Source organism: Lelliottia sp. (genome assembly GCF_045627565.1).
Taxonomy (GTDB): domain Bacteria; phylum Pseudomonadota; class Gammaproteobacteria; order Enterobacterales; family Enterobacteriaceae; genus Enterobacter.
The window spans coordinates 26,635-43,309 of the sequence record NZ_JAZQNX010000026.1; the positions used below are offsets into that span (position 1 = coordinate 26,635).

General features: G+C 53.4%; 16 protein-coding genes. 13 read left to right on the top strand and 3 right to left on the bottom strand.

Annotation, left to right across the window (positions count from 1 at the left end):
• Positions 1–179: 179 nt before the first annotated feature.
• Positions 180–1,370, bottom strand: a complete 1,191-nt coding sequence (gene malE / locus ACKI5T_RS14150) for a maltose/maltodextrin ABC transporter substrate-binding protein MalE (RefSeq protein WP_011915501.1) — start codon at positions 1,368–1,370, stop codon at positions 180–182.
• Between the two features lie 371 nt (positions 1,371–1,741).
• Between malE and malK the strand changes: the two genes are divergently transcribed.
• The 5 genes from malK (at position 1,742) to ubiA (ending at position 6,855) form a co-directional block, all read left to right on the top strand.
• A complete protein-coding gene (gene malK, locus ACKI5T_RS14155; RefSeq protein WP_011915502.1) occupies positions 1,742–2,851 on the top strand; it encodes a maltose/maltodextrin ABC transporter ATP-binding protein MalK in 1,110 nt (369 codons plus the stop codon).
• Positions 2,852–2,922: 71 nt separating this feature from the next.
• A complete protein-coding gene (locus tag ACKI5T_RS14160; RefSeq protein ID WP_407438529.1) occupies positions 2,923–4,233 on the top strand; it encodes a maltoporin in 1,311 nt (436 codons plus the stop codon).
• A gap of 113 nt (positions 4,234–4,346) precedes the next feature.
• Entirely contained in the window at positions 4,347–5,294 is a 948-nt protein-coding gene (gene malM / locus ACKI5T_RS14165) for a maltose operon protein MalM (protein WP_407438237.1), read from the top strand.
• 181 nt (positions 5,295–5,475) lie between these two features.
• Positions 5,476–5,973 carry a chorismate lyase gene (ubiC, locus tag ACKI5T_RS14170; protein WP_407438239.1) on the top strand — a complete coding sequence of 166 codons (498 nt, stop codon included), beginning with the start codon at positions 5,476–5,478 and terminating at the stop codon, positions 5,971–5,973.
• A gap of 12 nt (positions 5,974–5,985) precedes the next feature.
• Complete coding sequence (gene ubiA / locus ACKI5T_RS14175; protein ID WP_407438241.1) at positions 5,986–6,855, top strand: 4-hydroxybenzoate octaprenyltransferase; 870 nt, start codon at positions 5,986–5,988, stop codon at positions 6,853–6,855.
• 161 nt (positions 6,856–7,016) lie between these two features.
• On the opposite strand, the gene plsB is transcribed toward ubiA, so the two are convergent.
• The gene (plsB, locus tag ACKI5T_RS14180) at positions 7,017–9,437 is read right to left on the bottom strand and encodes a glycerol-3-phosphate 1-O-acyltransferase PlsB (protein WP_011915507.1); all 2,421 of its coding nucleotides are present in this window, start codon (positions 9,435–9,437) and stop codon (positions 7,017–7,019) included.
• A 154-nt stretch (positions 9,438–9,591) separates the two neighbouring features.
• Between plsB and ACKI5T_RS14185 the strand changes: the two genes are divergently transcribed.
• From ACKI5T_RS14185 to ACKI5T_RS14200, 4 genes are all read left to right on the top strand, one after another.
• Positions 9,592–9,960, top strand: a complete 369-nt coding sequence (locus ACKI5T_RS14185; RefSeq protein WP_011915508.1) for a diacylglycerol kinase — start codon at positions 9,592–9,594, stop codon at positions 9,958–9,960.
• Positions 9,961–10,069: 109 nt separating this feature from the next.
• On the top strand, positions 10,070–10,678 hold the full coding sequence (lexA, locus tag ACKI5T_RS14190; protein WP_011915509.1) for a transcriptional repressor LexA: 609 nt from the start codon (positions 10,070–10,072) through the stop codon (positions 10,676–10,678).
• A gap of 66 nt (positions 10,679–10,744) precedes the next feature.
• Complete coding sequence (gene dinF, locus ACKI5T_RS14195; protein ID WP_407438244.1) at positions 10,745–12,064, top strand: MATE family efflux transporter DinF; 1,320 nt, start codon at positions 10,745–10,747, stop codon at positions 12,062–12,064.
• 145 nt (positions 12,065–12,209) lie between these two features.
• Complete coding sequence (locus ACKI5T_RS14200) at positions 12,210–12,419, top strand: CsbD family protein (RefSeq protein ID WP_059179840.1); 210 nt, start codon at positions 12,210–12,212, stop codon at positions 12,417–12,419.
• Positions 12,420–12,503: 84 nt separating this feature from the next.
• On the opposite strand, the gene zur is transcribed toward ACKI5T_RS14200, so the two are convergent.
• Complete coding sequence (gene zur / locus ACKI5T_RS14205; protein WP_407438245.1) at positions 12,504–13,019, bottom strand: zinc uptake transcriptional repressor Zur; 516 nt, start codon at positions 13,017–13,019, stop codon at positions 12,504–12,506.
• Positions 13,020–13,135: 116 nt separating this feature from the next.
• On the opposite strand from zur, the gene ACKI5T_RS14210 reads away from it, so the two are divergent.
• The 4 genes from ACKI5T_RS14210 to pspG all read left to right on the top strand — a co-directional run bounded on the left by ACKI5T_RS14210 (position 13,136) and on the right by pspG (position 16,560).
• Positions 13,136–13,624, top strand: a complete 489-nt coding sequence (locus tag ACKI5T_RS14210) for a cupin domain-containing protein (RefSeq protein ID WP_407438247.1) — start codon at positions 13,136–13,138, stop codon at positions 13,622–13,624.
• 219 nt (positions 13,625–13,843) lie between these two features.
• Positions 13,844–15,103, top strand: a complete 1,260-nt coding sequence (traF, locus tag ACKI5T_RS14215) for a conjugal transfer protein TraF (protein ID WP_407438530.1) — start codon at positions 13,844–13,846, stop codon at positions 15,101–15,103.
• A gap of 81 nt (positions 15,104–15,184) precedes the next feature.
• Positions 15,185–16,180, top strand: coding sequence for a tRNA dihydrouridine(20/20a) synthase DusA (dusA, locus tag ACKI5T_RS14220; protein ID WP_407438248.1), 996 nt, complete (start codon positions 15,185–15,187; stop codon positions 16,178–16,180).
• Between the two features lie 137 nt (positions 16,181–16,317).
• Positions 16,318–16,560, top strand: coding sequence for an envelope stress response protein PspG (gene pspG / locus ACKI5T_RS14225; RefSeq protein ID WP_059179845.1), 243 nt, complete (start codon positions 16,318–16,320; stop codon positions 16,558–16,560).
• Positions 16,561–16,675: the final 115 nt, after the last annotated feature.

Consider the following 16,675-nt stretch of genomic DNA (forward strand, 5'->3'; position numbering starts at 1 on the left):
CCTCTTTACACTTTATCCTTCACGCTGCCTCTTTGTTGGCTGCGGACGCGTACCCCGGTCACTTACTGTTGTAAGCTCCCGGGGATTTGCATCCTTGCCGCCTCGATACAACGCGAATGATGTCGCGTAAACAACGTATTCAATAAACCTTATTCCCTGAGAAATAAGGGGTAAAAGCATTACTTCGTAATACGACCCTGAGCGTCTTTCAGCGCAGCATCCACTGTCTGACGACCGCTTGCCGCGTTGATCACAGCAGTACGTGTGGCATACCAGAACGCCGCCATTTGCGGGATGTTTGGCATGATTTCGCCTTTCTGGGCGTTATCCATGGTGGCGGCAATGCGTGGATCTTTCGCAAGCGTCTCCTGGAAGGATTTCAGTGCGACAGCACCCAGCGGTTTGTCCTTGTTCACCACATCCAGACCCTGATCGGTCAGCAGGTAGTTTTCGAGGAACTCTTTCGCCAGCTCTTTGTTCGGGCTGGCGGCGTTGATGCCCGCACTCAGCACGCCAACGAACGGTTTAGACGGCTTGCCTTTAAAGGTTGGCAGCAGCGCGACGCCGTAGTTGATTTTGCTCTTATCGATGTTAGACCAGGCCCACGGACCGTTGATGGTCATCGCGGTTTCGCCTTTGTTGAACGCCGCTTCTGCGATGGAATAATCAGTATCCGCGTTCATGTGTTTGTTTTTGATAAGGTCGACCAGGAAGGTCAGACCGGCTTTCGCGCCAGCGCTGTCCACGCCAACGTCTTTCACGTCGTATTTGCCGTTTTCAAACTTGAACGCATACCCGCCGTCAGCAGCAATCAGCGGCCAGGTGAAGTACGGTTCTTGCAGGTTAAACATCAGCGCGCTCTTACCCTTCGCCTTAAGGTCTTTATCCAGAGCCGGGATCTCTTCCCAGGTTTTTGGCGGGTTCGGTACGAGGTCTTTGTTGTAAATCAGAGAAAGTGCTTCAACGGCGACCGGATAAGCGATCAGCTTGCCGTTATAACGCACTGCGTCCCAGGTGAACGGGAACAGTTTGTCCTGGAACGCTTTATCTGGAGAGACCTCCGCCAGCAGACCCGATTGTGCGTAGCCGCCGAAACGGTCATGTGCCCAGAAGATAATGTCCGGGCCATCGCCCGTTGCTGCGACCTGCGGGAATTTCTCTTCCAGTTTGTCCGGGTGTTCAACGGTGACTTTAATGCCGGTGTCTTTTTCGAATTTTTTACCCACTTCGGCCAGGCCGTTGTAGCCTTTGTCGCCGTTAATCCAGATAACCAGTTTACCTTCTTCAATTTTGGCGAGCGCCGGTGCGGAAATCATCATTGCTGCCAGGGCGGACAAGGCGAAAACGCGTGCGCCAGTATTGATCTTCATATCTGCCATCCTTTTGGGTGATGTGCTCGTGGATACACTGAGGTCGTTCAACGTGACTCAGTCTCCTTATTTGACATCCTCTTTCCATCCTCCTTAGCCCTACGCCCCACCCCCTCTTTATGTGATCTGTGTTGCATAGATTTAAGTTATGAGTCATGGCGCACATAAAAACGCGCTGATTTTTGTCGCACACATCACGAAATTAGCCACAGCCCGCCTGATGCGGGGGCAGAACCGTCTGTCTCATCCTCCCGCCTCCTCCCCCACAAAAAAACGAGGGGGTGGAGGATTCACAACAGTAATGGATGCCCCATATTCAGCCCATCTTGAATGTTTCTGTCGGTGACAGGTTGTAACGAAGGGAGAAGGGCATGGCGAGCGTACAGCTGCGGAATGTAACGAAAGCCTGGGGCGACGTAGTGGTGTCGAAAGACATCGATCTGGACATCCACGAAGGTGAGTTCGTGGTGTTTGTCGGTCCATCGGGCTGCGGTAAATCAACTCTGCTGCGTATGATTGCCGGACTTGAAACCATCACCAGCGGCGATCTGTTTATTGGTGAGACTCGCATGAATGACATCCCGCCCGCAGAACGCGGCGTGGGCATGGTGTTCCAGTCCTATGCGCTTTATCCCCATCTCTCCGTTGCCGAGAACATGTCCTTCGGTCTGAAGCTGGCCGGAGCCAAAAAAGACGTTATCAACCAGCGCGTGAATCAGGTGGCCGAAGTACTGCAGCTGGCGCATTTGCTGGAGCGCAAACCGAAAGCCCTGTCCGGTGGGCAGCGTCAGCGCGTGGCGATTGGTCGTACGCTGGTGGCAGAACCGCGCGTGTTTTTGCTTGATGAACCGCTTTCTAACCTGGACGCCGCACTGCGCGTTCAGATGCGCATTGAAATCTCCCGTCTGCACAAACGTCTTGGCCGCACGATGATTTACGTCACCCACGATCAGGTTGAAGCGATGACGCTCGCCGACAAAATTGTGGTGCTGGACGCAGGCCGTGTCGCGCAGGTGGGCAAACCTTTAGAGCTGTATCACTACCCGGCTGACCGTTTTGTTGCGGGCTTTATTGGCTCGCCAAAGATGAATTTCCTGCCGGTAAAAGTGACTGCGACAGCTATCGAACAGGTACAGGTGGAACTGCCTAACCGTCAGCAGATTTGGCTGCCAGTGGACAGCGCCAACGTACAGGTCGGGGCGAATATGTCCCTGGGTATCCGTCCTGAACATTTATTGCCGAGTCAGATAGCAGATGTGACGCTGGAAGGTGAAGTTCAGGTCGTCGAACAGCTTGGTCATGAAACACAGATTCATATCCAGATCCCCGCCATCCGTCAGAACCTGGTGTACCGCCAGAATGACGTGGTGTTGGTAGAAGAGGGTGCCACATTCGCTATCGGCTTGCCGCCAGAGCGTTGCCATCTGTTCCGTGAGGATGGCACCGCATGTCGTCGGTTGCACAAAGAGCCTGGCGTTTAAGCACTCCCAATAAAAGGCACGAAACCGTCAGGTGAAGTGTTCAAAGAAAAGCAATGATCTCAGGAGATAGAATAATGATTACTCTGCGCAAAGTTCCTCTGGCACTCGCCATTGCGGCAGGCATCTTGTCTGCCCAGGCCGGTGCTGTCGACTTTAAAGGTTATGCTCGTTCTGGCATTGGCTGGACCGGGAGTGGTGGTGAACAACAGTGTTTCCAGGCGACGGGTGCTCAAAGTAAATACCGTCTTGGTAACGAATGTGAAACCTATGCCGAGTTAAAACTGGGCCAGGAAGTATGGAAAGAGGGCGATAAGAGTTTCTATTTCGATACTAACGTCGCGTATTCCGTTTCTCAGCAGAACGACTGGGAATCTACCAGCCCGGCCTTCCGTGAAGCGAACGTGCAGGGTAAAAACCTCATTGACGCACTGCCAGGTTCCACCATCTGGGCCGGTAAGCGTTTCTATCAACGTCATGACGTCCACATGATCGACTTCTACTACTGGGATATCTCTGGTCCTGGTGCAGGTATCGAAAACATCGATCTGGGCTTCGGTAAACTGTCTGTCGCAGCGACCCGTTCTTCTGAAGCAGGCGGTTCCGGCACCTTCGCCGACCGTGACGCGCTGGGCAACCGTATTTATGACAACCTGGTACCGAACGATGTCTTCGACGTTCGTTTAGCACAGATGGAAGTTAACCCAGGCGGTACGCTGGAGTTCGGTGTTGACTACGGTCATACCAACCTGCCAGACGACTACTCTCTGGCGCCAGGCGCATCGAAAGATGGCTGGATGTTCACCGCTGAACACACCCAGAGCATGCTGAAGGGCTTCAACAAGTTCGTGCTGCAATATGCAACGGACTCTATGACCTCCAACGGTAAAGGCCGTCCGGAAGGTGGCAACATCAACAATAACGGCGACATGTGGCGCGTGCTGGACCACGGTGCGATCTCGCTGGGCGACTCCTGGGATCTGATGTACGTCGGTATGTACCAGGACATCAACCTGGATAACAACAACGGCACCAAATGGTGGACCGTCGGTGTTCGTCCTATGTACAAATGGACGCCAATCATGAGCACCCTGCTGGAAGTGGGTTACGACAACGTCAAATCCCAGAAAGCAGACGACACCAACAGCCAGTACAAAATCACCCTGGCACAACAATGGCAGGCAGGCGACAGCATCTGGTCCCGTCCGGCTATCCGTGTCTTCGCAACCTATGCGAAGTGGGATGAGAAATGGGGTTACGCGAACAACGACTCCGGTGCCGGATATGACTCTGGTATCGCGTACAGCGACACTTCCGCGAAAACCTTCAGCCGTGGCGACAGCGACGAGTGGACCTTCGGTGCCCAGATGGAAATCTGGTGGTAAGTCGTCAGACCTGACGTAATGATCTAAAAGAGGGGCGCAAGCCCCTCTCTCCTTAGGGTGCTGCGCGCTATTGCCTGGCCACCGCAGTGCTCACGCTATCAGAGGTAATAACAATGAAAATGAAGAAAAGTCTCGTCGCGCTGTGCCTCTCTGCGGGGCTGTTGGCCTGTGTTCCGGCTGTCACCTTTGCAGATGTGAACTTCGTTCCACAAAATACCAGTGCGGCACCAGCCATTCCGGCGGCGGCACTCCAGCAACTGACCTGGACTCCGGTCGATCAATCCAAAACCCAATCAACACAGCTCTCTGCGGGTGGCCAACAGTTGAATGTGCCGGGCATCACCGGCCCTGTGGCGGCGTTTAGCGTTCCGGCGAACATCGGCGAACTGACGCTGACGCTGACCAGTGAAGTGAACAAGCAAGCCAGCGTATTTGCGCCAAACGTGTTGATTCTGGATCAGAACCTGACGCCATCAGCCTTCTTCCCGAGTGATTATTTCAGCTACCAGGAGCCTGGCGTCATGAGCGCTGACCGTCTGGAAGGGAAAATGCGTCTGACGCCTGCGCTGGGCCAGCAGAAAATTTATGTGCTGGTCTTCACGACAGAGAAAGATTTGCAGCAGACCACGAAGCTCGTGGACCCGGCAAAAGCCTATGCCAAAGGGGCAGGCAACGCGGTGCCGGATATCCCGGACCCGTTAGCGCGCCATGTCACTGACGGCCTGCTTAAGCTGAAAGTCTCCACGAACAATGCCTCCAGCGTGCTGGTTGGCCCGCTGTTTGGCTCCTCCGGCACCGGCCCAGTCACCGTGGGTAACACGGCTGCACCGGTTTACGCCGCGCCAGCCGCAGCCGCGCCGGTTGCCGCACCAGCACCTGCCCCGGCGAAGAGCGCCGAGCCTGTGCTGAACGATACCGAAACCTACTTCAACAACGCCATCAAGCAGGCCGTGAAGCGCGGCGATGTCGACAAAGCGCTGAAGCTGCTTGATGAAGCTGAGCGTTTAGGTTCAACCACTGCCCGTTCCACCTTTATCAGCAGTGTAAAAGGCAAGGGGTGACCGTTTCCCCACAGTGCTGATTTTGTCAGTAGTTTAGTGCGCCTGAGTGGGCGCACTTTTTTTGGCGCTGTTTATGCTGTTGCGCCACTGTTGCGATAATGTTCGCTAATCCACGTTTGAACGCCCCCAACCTGCATTTCTGCGATACAATAGCCATACGTTATGTATCGGAGAGTCTGGCATGTCACACCCTGCGCTAACGCAACTGCGTGCGCTGCGCTATTTTGACCAAATACCCGCGCTGAGCCCTGAGCAACTCGACTGGTTGCTGCTGGAAGATTCCATGACGAAACGTTTTGAGCAGCAGGGGAAAAACGTCACCGTGACGCTGATTCAGGAAGGATTTGTGTCCGCTGATGAGGTCTCCAGCGAGCTCTCGTTGTTGCCAAAAGAAGAACGCTACTGGCTGCGTGAAATCCTGCTATGCGCGGATGGCGAGCCATGGCTTGCTGGGCGCACCGTCGTTCCGGAATCCACGCTTTCTGGTCCGGAACTGGCTCTGCAAACATTGGGTAAAACCCCGCTGGGACGCTATCTTTTTACGTCGTCCGAGCTCACCCGTGATTTTATTGAAATAGGGCGCGATGCCGATCTGTGGGGACGCCGTTCCCGCCTGCGCTTAAGCGGCAAACCGTTAATGCTGACGGAGCTGTTTTTGCCCGCATCGCCGTTGTACTAAGAGGATATGAAAATGGAGTGGAGTCTGACGCAGGACAAGCTGCTGGCCTTTCACCGCCTGATGCGAACGGATAAACCGATCGGTGCTTTGCTGCTGCTGTGGCCAACGCTGTGGGCACTTTGGGTCGCGACTCCCGGTTTGCCCCCGCTGTGGATCCTGGCGGTGTTCGTGGCGGGCGTTTGGCTAATGCGCGCGGCGGGCTGCGTGGTGAATGATTATGCCGATCGTAAGTTTGACGGACACGTTAAACGCACCGCCAATCGCCCACTGCCCAGCGGCCAGGTATCGGAAAAAGAGGCGCGCACGCTGTTTGTTGTGCTGGTCGTACTCTCTTTCCTGCTGGTGCTCACGCTTAATACCATGACGATTTTGCTCTCGGTGGCGGCGCTGGCGCTGGCGTGGGTGTATCCGTTCATGAAGCGTTATACGCATTTGCCGCAGGTGGTGCTAGGCGCAGCGTTCGGCTGGTCAATTCCCATGGCGTTTGCTGCCGTCAGTGAGTCTGTGCCGCTGAGCTGCTGGCTGATGTTTCTCGCCAACATTTTGTGGGCGGTGGCCTACGACACTCAATACGCTATGGTCGACCGTGATGATGACCTGAAAATCGGCATCAAATCGACGGCGATTCTATTCGGTCGTCACGACAAGCTGATCATTGGGATATTGCAGGTCGCCGTACTGGCGCTGATGGTGGTCATTGGCCGTCTGAACGGGCTGAACTGGGAGTTTTACTGGTCGGTGCTGGTGGCGGGATTGTTGTTTGCGTATCAGCAAAAGCTGATCGCCAGGCGCGATCGTGAAGCCTGCTTTAAAGCCTTCCTGAATAATAACTACGTTGGACTGGTGCTGTTTTTAGGTCTGGCGATGAGTTACTGGTCTTAGGTCAACGCAAAACGGCAACCCCATTGTCGTTTTCGATGTTCCCCCTTCTCCCCGCAGGAGAGGCCTCGGGTGAGGGCATCAGACCGCACAAGGCAAAAGCAAAACGGCAACCATCAGGTTGCCGTTTTAGTTTCCGCACTAAAGCGGATCGCAGAAGCCCGCTACTCGTCCTGCGTTGCACTCTCAATCGTCAAACGCACATCAGACGTAATCAGTTCCGCCAGCATCTGATAAACCTTCATGGTTTCGCCAGGCTCGGCATCTCCGGTATCGCTGATATAGCCTTCGTCACGTAGCGTCAGCACCAGTGAGCTAAACACCGCTTTATCGAAGAATTCTGGTGCGTTGATGCCGTGCAGCACAGACAAACGCTGAGCCAACGTGCGGCTCTCTTTTTCCAGCGTTCCACGGTTAATGGACGGATTAGCGCTCAGCAGCCAGAAGGTGATGGCGTAGCGTTGCAGCGTCTCGCGTGCGCCAGCAGCCAGCAGTTGAAGCGTGCGAGAACGTGACGGATTGATATGCAGCTCATCGCCTTTCACCGCGATCAACCCCTGACGGAGCAACTCTTCGGTCAATTTATCCAGCTCTGCCGCCAGCTCGTCTTTGCTCCAGCGCAGGAATAACTCCGCTTTTAACATCGGGTAAAGCACTTCAACATGACGCAGTATTTCCTGACGGGAAATACGACGGTGCTGAGTAATGATGGCAGCCATCAACGACGGCAGCATCAGCATATGCGCGATATTGTTGCGATAGTACGTCATCAACACCGCCTGCTCGCGCGGCAGAATGATGATGTCACCAATCGTGTCCTTCTCGACCTCGAACTTGTTCATTTGCAGCGCATGGTCGATCAGTTGACCCGCAGTCACAGACGGTACGGTTGAGTCCGTTGAGTACGGAACATGGCGCATCATGTCGAGATAACAATCGAGCTGTTCGGTTAGCTGTTCGCGCGTCAGTGAGCGCTGACGAGAGGCCAGCAGCGCGGTACAACACAGGTTCATGGCGTTAGCCGCACCCGCGTTATTAATGCGCACCATCAAATCGGCAGCAATATTGTTTACCGTAGGCGTCAACCACGCCGGGCGAATGGCTTCGATCGGATCGATAGACTCTCGCCATTCCGGCACGTGATGATTCAGATACGTCATCAGCGGCATCGGTTCGCCAAAGTTTACGTAGCCCTGACCGAGATTACGCAGCTTGCTCAGACCGCGCAGCATCTGCGGTAAGCTCTCTTTCTCTTTCGTCGCGCCACGCAGCTCTTTAGCGTAAGTGCCCACTTCCATCACGTGCTCGTAACCGATATAAATCGGCACCAGCGTAATAGGACGTGTACCGCCGCGCAGCATGGCCTGAATGGTCATCGACAGCGTCCCGGTTTTCGGATCGAGCAGACGACCGGTACGGGAACGACCACCCTCAACAAAGTACTCTACGGAGTAGCCGCGGCTGAACAGTTCGCCCAGATATTCGCGGAAAACCGTTGAATAGAGCTTGTTGCCCTTGAAGGTACGACGAATAAAGAACGCGCCCAGTCGGCGGAAAATCGGACCTGCTGGCCAGAAATTCAGGTTGATCCCGGCGGCGATATGCGGCGGAACCAACCCCTGGTGATAGAGCACGTAGGAGAGCAGCAGATAATCCATGTGGCTGCGGTGGCAGGGCACGTAGACAATCTCATGGCCGTCGTGGGCCAACTGGCGCACACGTTCGGCGTTGTGAACGTTAATCCCCTGGTACAGACGGTTCCAGGTGAAGCTCAGGATACGGTCAGACAGACGGATCATCTCGTAAGAGAAGTTCGCGGCAATCTCTTCCATCAGTGCGATAGCGTTTTGCTGCGCTTTCTCATGGGAGATTTTCTTGCTTCGCGCTTCGTCTTCAACCGCGCGAGCAATCGCTTTGGATGCCAGCAGTTTGTTGAATAGATCCTGACGCGCGGGTAAACGTGGCCCCACAGCGGCTAAACGCTGACGGGCGAAATGCATACGCGCAACGCGTGCCAGTTTTTGGGCAATAATTTTATCGGTGCCGTGCTCATCAGCCATGTGGCGTAACGACACAGACGGCGAGAAACGAACAAAACTATCGCGACCCAACCATGACACCGCAAAGAATTTTTGGACGCCGTTAAGCATGCGCAATGGCGGATTCTCTTCGCCTTTTTGACGCCCTGGACGACGACCAAACATCACCGACACCGGCACCATCTGGACATCCAGGTCGGGGTTACTGCGGTGCAGATCAAGATAGTCGTGGAACAGTTTGATGGACTCTTCCTTCGGCGTGTAATAGGTAAACACGCGCGGCCCGCCGTGGATAAACACATAGCGAGGGAGAAGGGTGCCGTCGATTTCCAGAGGTTCCAAAGGATCTGGTAAATCGTGCGCCAGACATTGGGCGCGCAGCGTGAGTAAGTCTGCCTTCGAGTTATAAGGCAAAACGTACATAATAGGGCGCGAGGTATCGAGCCCTAATTCCAGCGCGGGTTCCGCCGGGATAGACTTACTTTTTACCAGTACGCTTAATGGTAAATTAAGTAATTTGTAGTAAATTCGTGGCCAGCCGGACATAAACGATGTAAAGCCTCTGGTTAATAATGCAATTGCGGCGCAAGGATAACAGAAAGCGCGCAAGATTTCTGTTGTTACCCGTCATACTTCAGGCTGCTGCGAAACCCGCCGCAGCCCTTGTTACTGACGCTAAATTTAATAAAAGGTTCTTTTAATGGCCAATAATACCACTGGGTTTACCCGAATCATCAAAGCTGCCGGATATTCATGGAAAGGTTTCCGCGCGGCATGGATAAATGAAGCCGCCTTCCGGCAAGAAGGCGTTGCCGCAATTATTGCCGTGATTATCGCGTGCTTCCTTGATGTTGATGCTATTACCCGCGTACTTCTCATTAGCTCAGTACTGTTGGTGATGATAGTGGAAATTCTCAACAGCGCTATCGAAGCCGTTGTTGATCGTATTGGCTCTGATTTCCACGAGCTTTCTGGTCGTGCGAAAGACATGGGCTCTGCCGCCGTACTGCTGGCGATTATCATCGCTGCCATTACCTGGGTCACCCTCCTTTGGTCACATTTTCGATAAGCTTTCAGGAATCGAATAAGTCTCTGGTTTTTTGTGCAGTTTTTGATTCCAAATTCGCCTTTGACTGTATATACTCACAGCATAACTGTATATACACCCAGGGGGCGGAATGAAAGCGTTAACGGCCAGACAGCAAGAGGTGTTTGATCTCATCAGGGATCACATCAGCCAGACGGGAATGCCACCCACGCGTGCGGAAATCGCACAGCGCCTGGGCTTCCGTTCACCAAACGCCGCTGAAGAGCATCTTAAAGCGCTGGCACGTAAAGGCGTTCTTGAGATTGTTTCAGGCGCGTCACGCGGTATCCGCTTACTGGTGGAAGAAGAAACGGGCATCCCTCTTATCGGTCGCGTTGCGGCGGGTGAGCCGTTGCTGGCACAGCAGCACATTGAAGGCCATTATCAGGTTGATCCGGGTATGTTTAAGCCGAGCGCAGATTTCTTACTGCGTGTTAGCGGTATGTCCATGAAGGATATTGGTATTCTGGACGGCGATCTGTTGGCAGTACATAAAACTCAGGATGTGCGCAACGGACAGGTTGTGGTTGCGCGTATTGACGACGAAGTCACGGTTAAGCGCCTGAAAAAACAGGGTAACACCGTGCAACTTCTGCCTGAAAACAGTGAGTTTTCTCCTATTGTGGTGGATCTGCGCGAGCAAACCTTCTCTATCGAAGGGTTGGCGGTTGGTGTTATCCGCAACGGTGAATGGCTGTAATTTCTCTCTGACAGGCTGCGTCATCCTCGCAGCCTGACTGTCTTATCTTGCTTCCGGTAATTTCCTATGTCTCTGCTGACAACTTCAGACAAGGCATTATGGCGTCTTGCGCTGCCAATGATTTTTTCCAATATCACCGTTCCTTTGCTTGGACTGGTGGATACGGCCGTCATTGGACATCTTGATTCTCCAGTCTATTTAGGTGGCATCGCGATTGGTGCGATGGCGACCAGCTTCCTCTTTATGCTGCTCCTGTTTTTGCGCATGAGCACGACCGGACTGACCGCCCAGGCCTTTGGCGCGAAAGATCCCGTTCGCCTTGGGCGGGCGCTGATTCAGCCGCTGATCCTGGCGTTAGGTGCCGGGCTTCTGATTGTCGTATTGCGTACACCTCTAATCGATCTGGCGCTGCATATCGTCGGTGGCAGCGAAGCCGTGCTGGAACAGGCGCGCCGTTTTCTGGAGATTCGCTGGCTCAGTGCCCCTGCATCACTCGCTAACCTCGTTCTGCTTGGCTGGCTACTCGGTGTGCAATATGTCCGTGCCCCGGTCATTTTGCTGGTGGTGGGGAATGTCCTGAATATCGTTCTCGATCTGTGGCTGGTGATAGGTTTGCATATGAATGTGCAGGGTGCCGCACTGGCAACCGTTGTCGCGGAATATGCCACGTTCTTTATCGGCTTATGGATGGTCAAACGCGTGCTGGTGATGCGTGGTGTCTCGCTCGCGATGCTGAAAAATGCCTGGCGGGGCAATATGCGCAAGCTGCTGGCGCTGAACCGCGACATCATGTTGCGCTCTCTGTTGCTCCAGCTATGCTTCGGTGCGATGACCGTAATGGGTGCGCGTCTTGGGCCTGAAATCGTTGCGGTCAATGCGGTGCTGATGACGCTACTAACGTTTACCGCTTATGCGCTGGATGGTTTTGCCTATGCCATTGAGGCCCACTCGGGGCAGGCATACGGTGCGCGGCAGGCCGGAAAATTACAGGAAGTCTGGCGTGCTGCCTGTCGTCAGTCCGGGTTGGTCGCGCTGGTGTTTGCGCTGATTTACGCTCTCTTTGGTGGGCATATTGTCGCCCTTCTGACGTCATTACCTGAACTGCGTGAACTGGCTCGTCATTACATTTTCTGGCAAGTGGTTTTACCGGTGGTGGGTGTCTGGTGTTATTTGCTGGATGGCATGTTCATTGGTGCGACCCGGGGCGCGGAAATGCGCAACAGCATGGCGGTCGCCGCGGCGGGTTTCGGTTTGACCTTGCTCACCGTTCCCTATTTGGGGAACCATGGTTTGTGGCTGGCATTAGCTGTCTTTCTTGCTCTGCGAGGCCTGTCGCTGTGGGTTATCTGGCGGCGTCACTGGCGCAAAAATAGCTGGTTCTCGTAGCGGCTTCTTTTGGCAAAATGGTTAAAGATTCTGAATATCGAAACGACTGCCGAATCCTTATCTACAATTATTATCACGTCCAGCAGGAAATGAACGTAACGGACGATACAAATTTACGTGATAACCGAACGATGAGGACATGATTATGAATAAAGACGAAATCGGCGGTAACTGGAAACAGTTTAAAGGTAAAGCGAAAGAGCAGTGGGGTAAGCTGACTGACGATGATATGACTATTATCGAAGGTAAGCGTGACCAACTGGTCGGTAAAATTCAGGAACGTTACGGTTACCAGAAAGATCAGGCCGAGAAAGAGGTCGGTGATTGGGAAAAACGTCACGATTATCGCTGGTAGGCAATTCCGTAGCGAAAAGTTCTACCCGAAAGTACAAGGACGTACTATCCCTGAGGGCGGCTTAAAGGCCGCCCGATTTGCATTTTAGCGCGGCTTCTTTTTTACATGAATTGAATGATCGTGCTGACACGCGTCCTGATGGCTGCACGCTTCCACCTCCACACAGGCTGAACACAAGCCATGTGCTTCAATCACATTATGACGTAGCGCAAAGCCCATTTTGGCCGCCAGCGAATGCATAATGTCTTCTACCCCTTCCGCCGCTTTTTCCTTCACGGCTCCGCATCGGTCGCAGATAAACATCGCAGATGTGTGCGTCGGTTGATCGAAAAAGTGGCAAAGCACGTAGCTGTTTGTCGATTCCACTTTATGCACAAAGCCTTGTTCCAACAGGAAATCGAGCGCACGGTAAACCGTCGGCGGTTTAGCCTGCGGCTCGTTAACACGCAGCAGATCAAGCAAATCGTAAGCGCTGATCGCGTTTTGTTGCAGGCTCATCAGACGCAAAACTTCAAGGCGCTGCGGGGTCAGGCGCACATTGCGTTGCGCGCAGAGCTTTTCAGCTTGCACGAGCAGCTCCTGCGTTGTGGTCTTATCCATTTGCACCTCGAAAAGTAGTAGGCCGGAAAACCCCCACTTTATCATGTTCTGTTAAAAACGCCGAGATCCCACGCGGTGTGCTATACCTGACGCAACGCAATATGGGGAGTTAAACAATGAGAAGACCTGACTGCATTCAACACTGGCGCGACGTCGAAGGTGCTGACGATTCGACGTATCCGGACAGTGAAGAACGGTTTGCAATTGGCGCGCCGCTGGCTCGCAAAATGGGGCTAAGGCGTATTGGAATCCATCATGAGCGCTTACCGCCGGGTCGTCGCACTTCCTATCCGCATGCAGAAAGTGACGAGGAAGAGTTTATCCACGTTATTGAAGGTCATCCGCAAGTGTGGATCAACGGTTATCTGTGGAAGCTGGAGCCAGGGGACAGCGTCGGTTTTCCTGCCGGAACGGGCGTGTGCCATACCTTTATCAACAACACCGACGAGGATGTACGACTGCTGGTGGTAGGGGAAGCGAACAAAAAACACAACCGTATCTACTACCCGCTTAATCCGATGTATGCCGCCACTCGAGAAGACCGTTGGGTCGACCATCCTCCGCAGTTTTTTGGTCCCCATGACGGAAAACCTGGGCGAAAATAATATCCTCTTCTATAAATATTGAGGGCCGTCACAAATACAATAGGCCAGTTGGGTGATTTAACTTAAGGAAATAGCAGGTCTTTTGGTTCCTATTCACAGCAATAGTTCGCTCCCGTATGGGCGTAAATAGCGGGGGGTTGTTTAATAACACTATAAGACGGGCATACTGTGAAAAAAACTTTTAAATTTTCGGTGGTTAGCATTGCTGTATCTCTGCTGATGGCAAATCAGGCGTCTGCCGCTAATACCTGGACGGAAGCGCGTAGTGATGCAATGGGTGGCACGGGCGTGGCGGCGGGCAATTATGGCAGCGGGGTGTTAATCAACCCGGCGCTGTTGGCTAAAGCTAAACCTGATGATGACATTACTGTCATTTTGCCGTCCGTTGGCGCCAGAATTACGGATAAAGATAATCTTCAGGATCAAATCGACGACATCAGTGACAAAGTTGACCACTACAGCGATGTTGTGGACAGCCTCACGGCAGCGCAGATTATCGCTAACCCATTAGGTTCTGTTAATCAGTTCCAGGGTGCGGCAAAAGATCTCGCTGATGAACTTAGTAGTCTGAAAGGCAAAACGGCGCGTGCAAATGCGGGCGCGGGTATTGCGGTCAGTATTCCTAATAACGTGCTCTCGGTAGCCTTCGTGGCGAAAGGCAACGCGCACGCTCGCGTAAGCTCTTCTATCGATCAGCAAGATATTGATTATTTGCGCAGCATCCAGAACAGCAAAATTGTCGCGGGTGGGGTTGCGCTGGACGCCGCGTTAAACGGCACCGATCAAATTACCGAAAACCTCAACTCCACGGCATCTGGCCGAGCAGCCATTGTCTCTGACTACGGTGTTGCGGTTGCCCGCCAGTTTGATATTGCGGATATCCCGGTGTCCGTGGGTATCACACCAAAACTGCAGAAAACCTGGCTCTACAACTACACCACCTCCATTTACGACTATGACAGTAACGACTGGAACAGCAGCCGTTACCGTACGGATGATACTGGTTTTAACGTTGATGCCGGCGTGACCGCTGATTTTGGTGAAAACTGGACGGTAGGCTTGAGCGGGCAGAACCTGATGTCTCGTGATATTGATACCAAAGACATTCGTATCCGTAATGGTCGTACGGGCGATGTGGTGAACTACAAAGATACTTACCAGATTCGTCCGTTGGTGACCGCAGGCGTGGCGTGGCACACCGATCTGCTGACCTTAACGGCTGATGGCGACCTCACCGAAACCAAAGGCTTCAAAAGTGAAGAAAACTCACAGTATGTCGGCGTAGGTGCGGAAGTCACCCCGCTGAGCTGGCTGGCAGTGCGTGCCGGTTATCGTGCGGATGTGAAGGGGAACGATAGCAACGTGTTCACCGGCGGTGTCGGCTTTGCACCGTTCAACACCGTCCATGTGGATCTGATGGGTCTGTATGGCGAAGACGAAACCTGGGGCGCGGGCGCGCAGTTAAGCGTGACGTTCTAAGGCGAACCGGAGGCCATGCGCCTCCGGTTTTCTTTGTGCTATAGTAGCGCCCCTTTTCCAGCAGATGCCTAAAACTTCGCCATGTCGTCAGAATTAAAGTCCACTTTCCCTGCACACCGTTTTTCCATCGCGCCGATGCTCGACTGGACGGACAGACATTGCCGCTACTTCCTGCGTCAGCTGTCTCGTCACACGCTGTTGTACACCGAAATGGTGACCACCGGAGCGATTATTCACGGTAAGGGCGACTATCTGGCCTACAGCGAAGAAGAGCATCCTGTAGCGCTGCAGCTGGGCGGCAGCGATCCGGCCGCGCTGGCAGAATGTGCAAAGCTTGCAGAAGCGCGTGGCTACGACGAAATTAACCTCAATGTGGGTTGTCCGTCCGATCGCGTGCAGAACGGTATGTTTGGCGCCTGTCTGATGGGCAACGCACAGCTGGTGGCTGACGGCATTAAAGCGATGCGCGACGTGGTGTCGATTCCGGTTACCGTCAAAACGCGTATCGGAATCGACGATCAGGACAGCTACGAATTCCTGTGTGATTTCATTGATACCGTTGCAGGGAAAGGCGAGTGCGAGACGTTTATCATTCACGCACGCAAAGCCTGGCTGTCGGGTCTTAGCCCGAAAGAAAACCGCGAGATCCCGCCGCTGGATTACCCGCGCGTGTATCAACTCAAGCGTGATTTTCCGCATCTGACGATGTCGATCAACGGTGGCATTAAATCTCTCGAAGAGGCTAAAACGCACCTGCAGCATATGGATGGCGTGATGGTCGGGCGTGAGGCGTACCAAAATCCGGGCATTCTGGCGACCGTTGACCGCGAAATCTTCGGTATTGAGAGTGCGGACAGCGATCCGGTTGCCGTGGTCCGTGCGATGTATCCGTACATTGAACGTGAGCTGAGCAATGGCACCTATCTGGGGCACGTCACCCGCCATATGCTTGGGCTTTTCCAGGGAATTCCGGGTGCGCGTCAGTGGCGTCGTTACCTGAGTGAAAATGCGCATAAAGCGGGCGCAGATATTGAAGTGCTGGAACACGCTCTGCGCCTGGTCGCCGACAAACGATAATTTTCACTAAAAGATCGTCAAATTCACCACGCCCTGCACATCGCTGCGGGGTGTTTTTGTTTCTAAATCAGTAAGTTAATTTTGGCACGTTTCTTGTAATAGCTTTGGCATCGTTGTGGGATATTCGGGAGAGCGTCATGCTGGAACTGCTTTTTGTGATTGGATTTTTTGTCATGCTGATGGTGACGGGTATTTCATTGCTCGGGATTATCGCCGCGCTGGTTGTCGCCACGGCGCTGATGTTCGTCGGTGGGTTGTTTGCGCTGATGATCAAACTGTTGCCGTGGTTACTGCTGGCGATTGCGGTTGTGTGGGTCATAAGGGCAGTGAAAACGCCAAAAGTCCCAAATTATCAGCGCAATAACCGCTTTCGTTACTAAGGTATTGAGGCGTTCGTCACATACCTGTAACTTTTCCGGCAGCACGGCTTAGAACAGAATAGGATTTACTTATCAAATCTGTCACTATTGTTGCCGATAAAGAATTCATCGCGCT

Excerpts from the sequence above, each read along its gene's own strand:
- malE (WP_011915501.1), bottom strand. The coding sequence starts at position 1,370 with ATGAAGATCAATACTGGCGCACGCGTTTTCGCCTTGTCCGCCCTGGCA.
- malK (WP_011915502.1), top strand. The coding sequence starts at position 1,742 with ATGGCGAGCGTACAGCTGCGGAATGTAACGAAAGCCTGGGGCGACGTA.
- malM (WP_407438237.1), top strand. The coding sequence starts at position 4,347 with ATGAAAATGAAGAAAAGTCTCGTCGCGCTGTGCCTCTCTGCGGGGCTG.
- ubiC (WP_407438239.1), top strand. The coding sequence starts at position 5,476 with ATGTCACACCCTGCGCTAACGCAACTGCGTGCGCTGCGCTATTTTGAC.
- ubiA (WP_407438241.1), top strand. The coding sequence starts at position 5,986 with ATGGAGTGGAGTCTGACGCAGGACAAGCTGCTGGCCTTTCACCGCCTG.
- plsB (WP_011915507.1), bottom strand. The coding sequence starts at position 9,437 with ATGTCCGGCTGGCCACGAATTTACTACAAATTACTTAATTTACCATTA.
- ACKI5T_RS14185 (WP_011915508.1), top strand. The coding sequence starts at position 9,592 with ATGGCCAATAATACCACTGGGTTTACCCGAATCATCAAAGCTGCCGGA.
- lexA (WP_011915509.1), top strand. The coding sequence starts at position 10,070 with ATGAAAGCGTTAACGGCCAGACAGCAAGAGGTGTTTGATCTCATCAGG.
- dinF (WP_407438244.1), top strand. The coding sequence starts at position 10,745 with ATGTCTCTGCTGACAACTTCAGACAAGGCATTATGGCGTCTTGCGCTG.
- ACKI5T_RS14200 (WP_059179840.1), top strand. The coding sequence starts at position 12,210 with ATGAATAAAGACGAAATCGGCGGTAACTGGAAACAGTTTAAAGGTAAA.
- zur (WP_407438245.1), bottom strand. The coding sequence starts at position 13,019 with ATGGATAAGACCACAACGCAGGAGCTGCTCGTGCAAGCTGAAAAGCTC.
- ACKI5T_RS14210 (WP_407438247.1), top strand. The coding sequence starts at position 13,136 with ATGAGAAGACCTGACTGCATTCAACACTGGCGCGACGTCGAAGGTGCT.
- traF (WP_407438530.1), top strand. The coding sequence starts at position 13,844 with ATGGCAAATCAGGCGTCTGCCGCTAATACCTGGACGGAAGCGCGTAGT.
- dusA (WP_407438248.1), top strand. The coding sequence starts at position 15,185 with ATGTCGTCAGAATTAAAGTCCACTTTCCCTGCACACCGTTTTTCCATC.
- pspG (WP_059179845.1), top strand. The coding sequence starts at position 16,318 with ATGCTGGAACTGCTTTTTGTGATTGGATTTTTTGTCATGCTGATGGTG.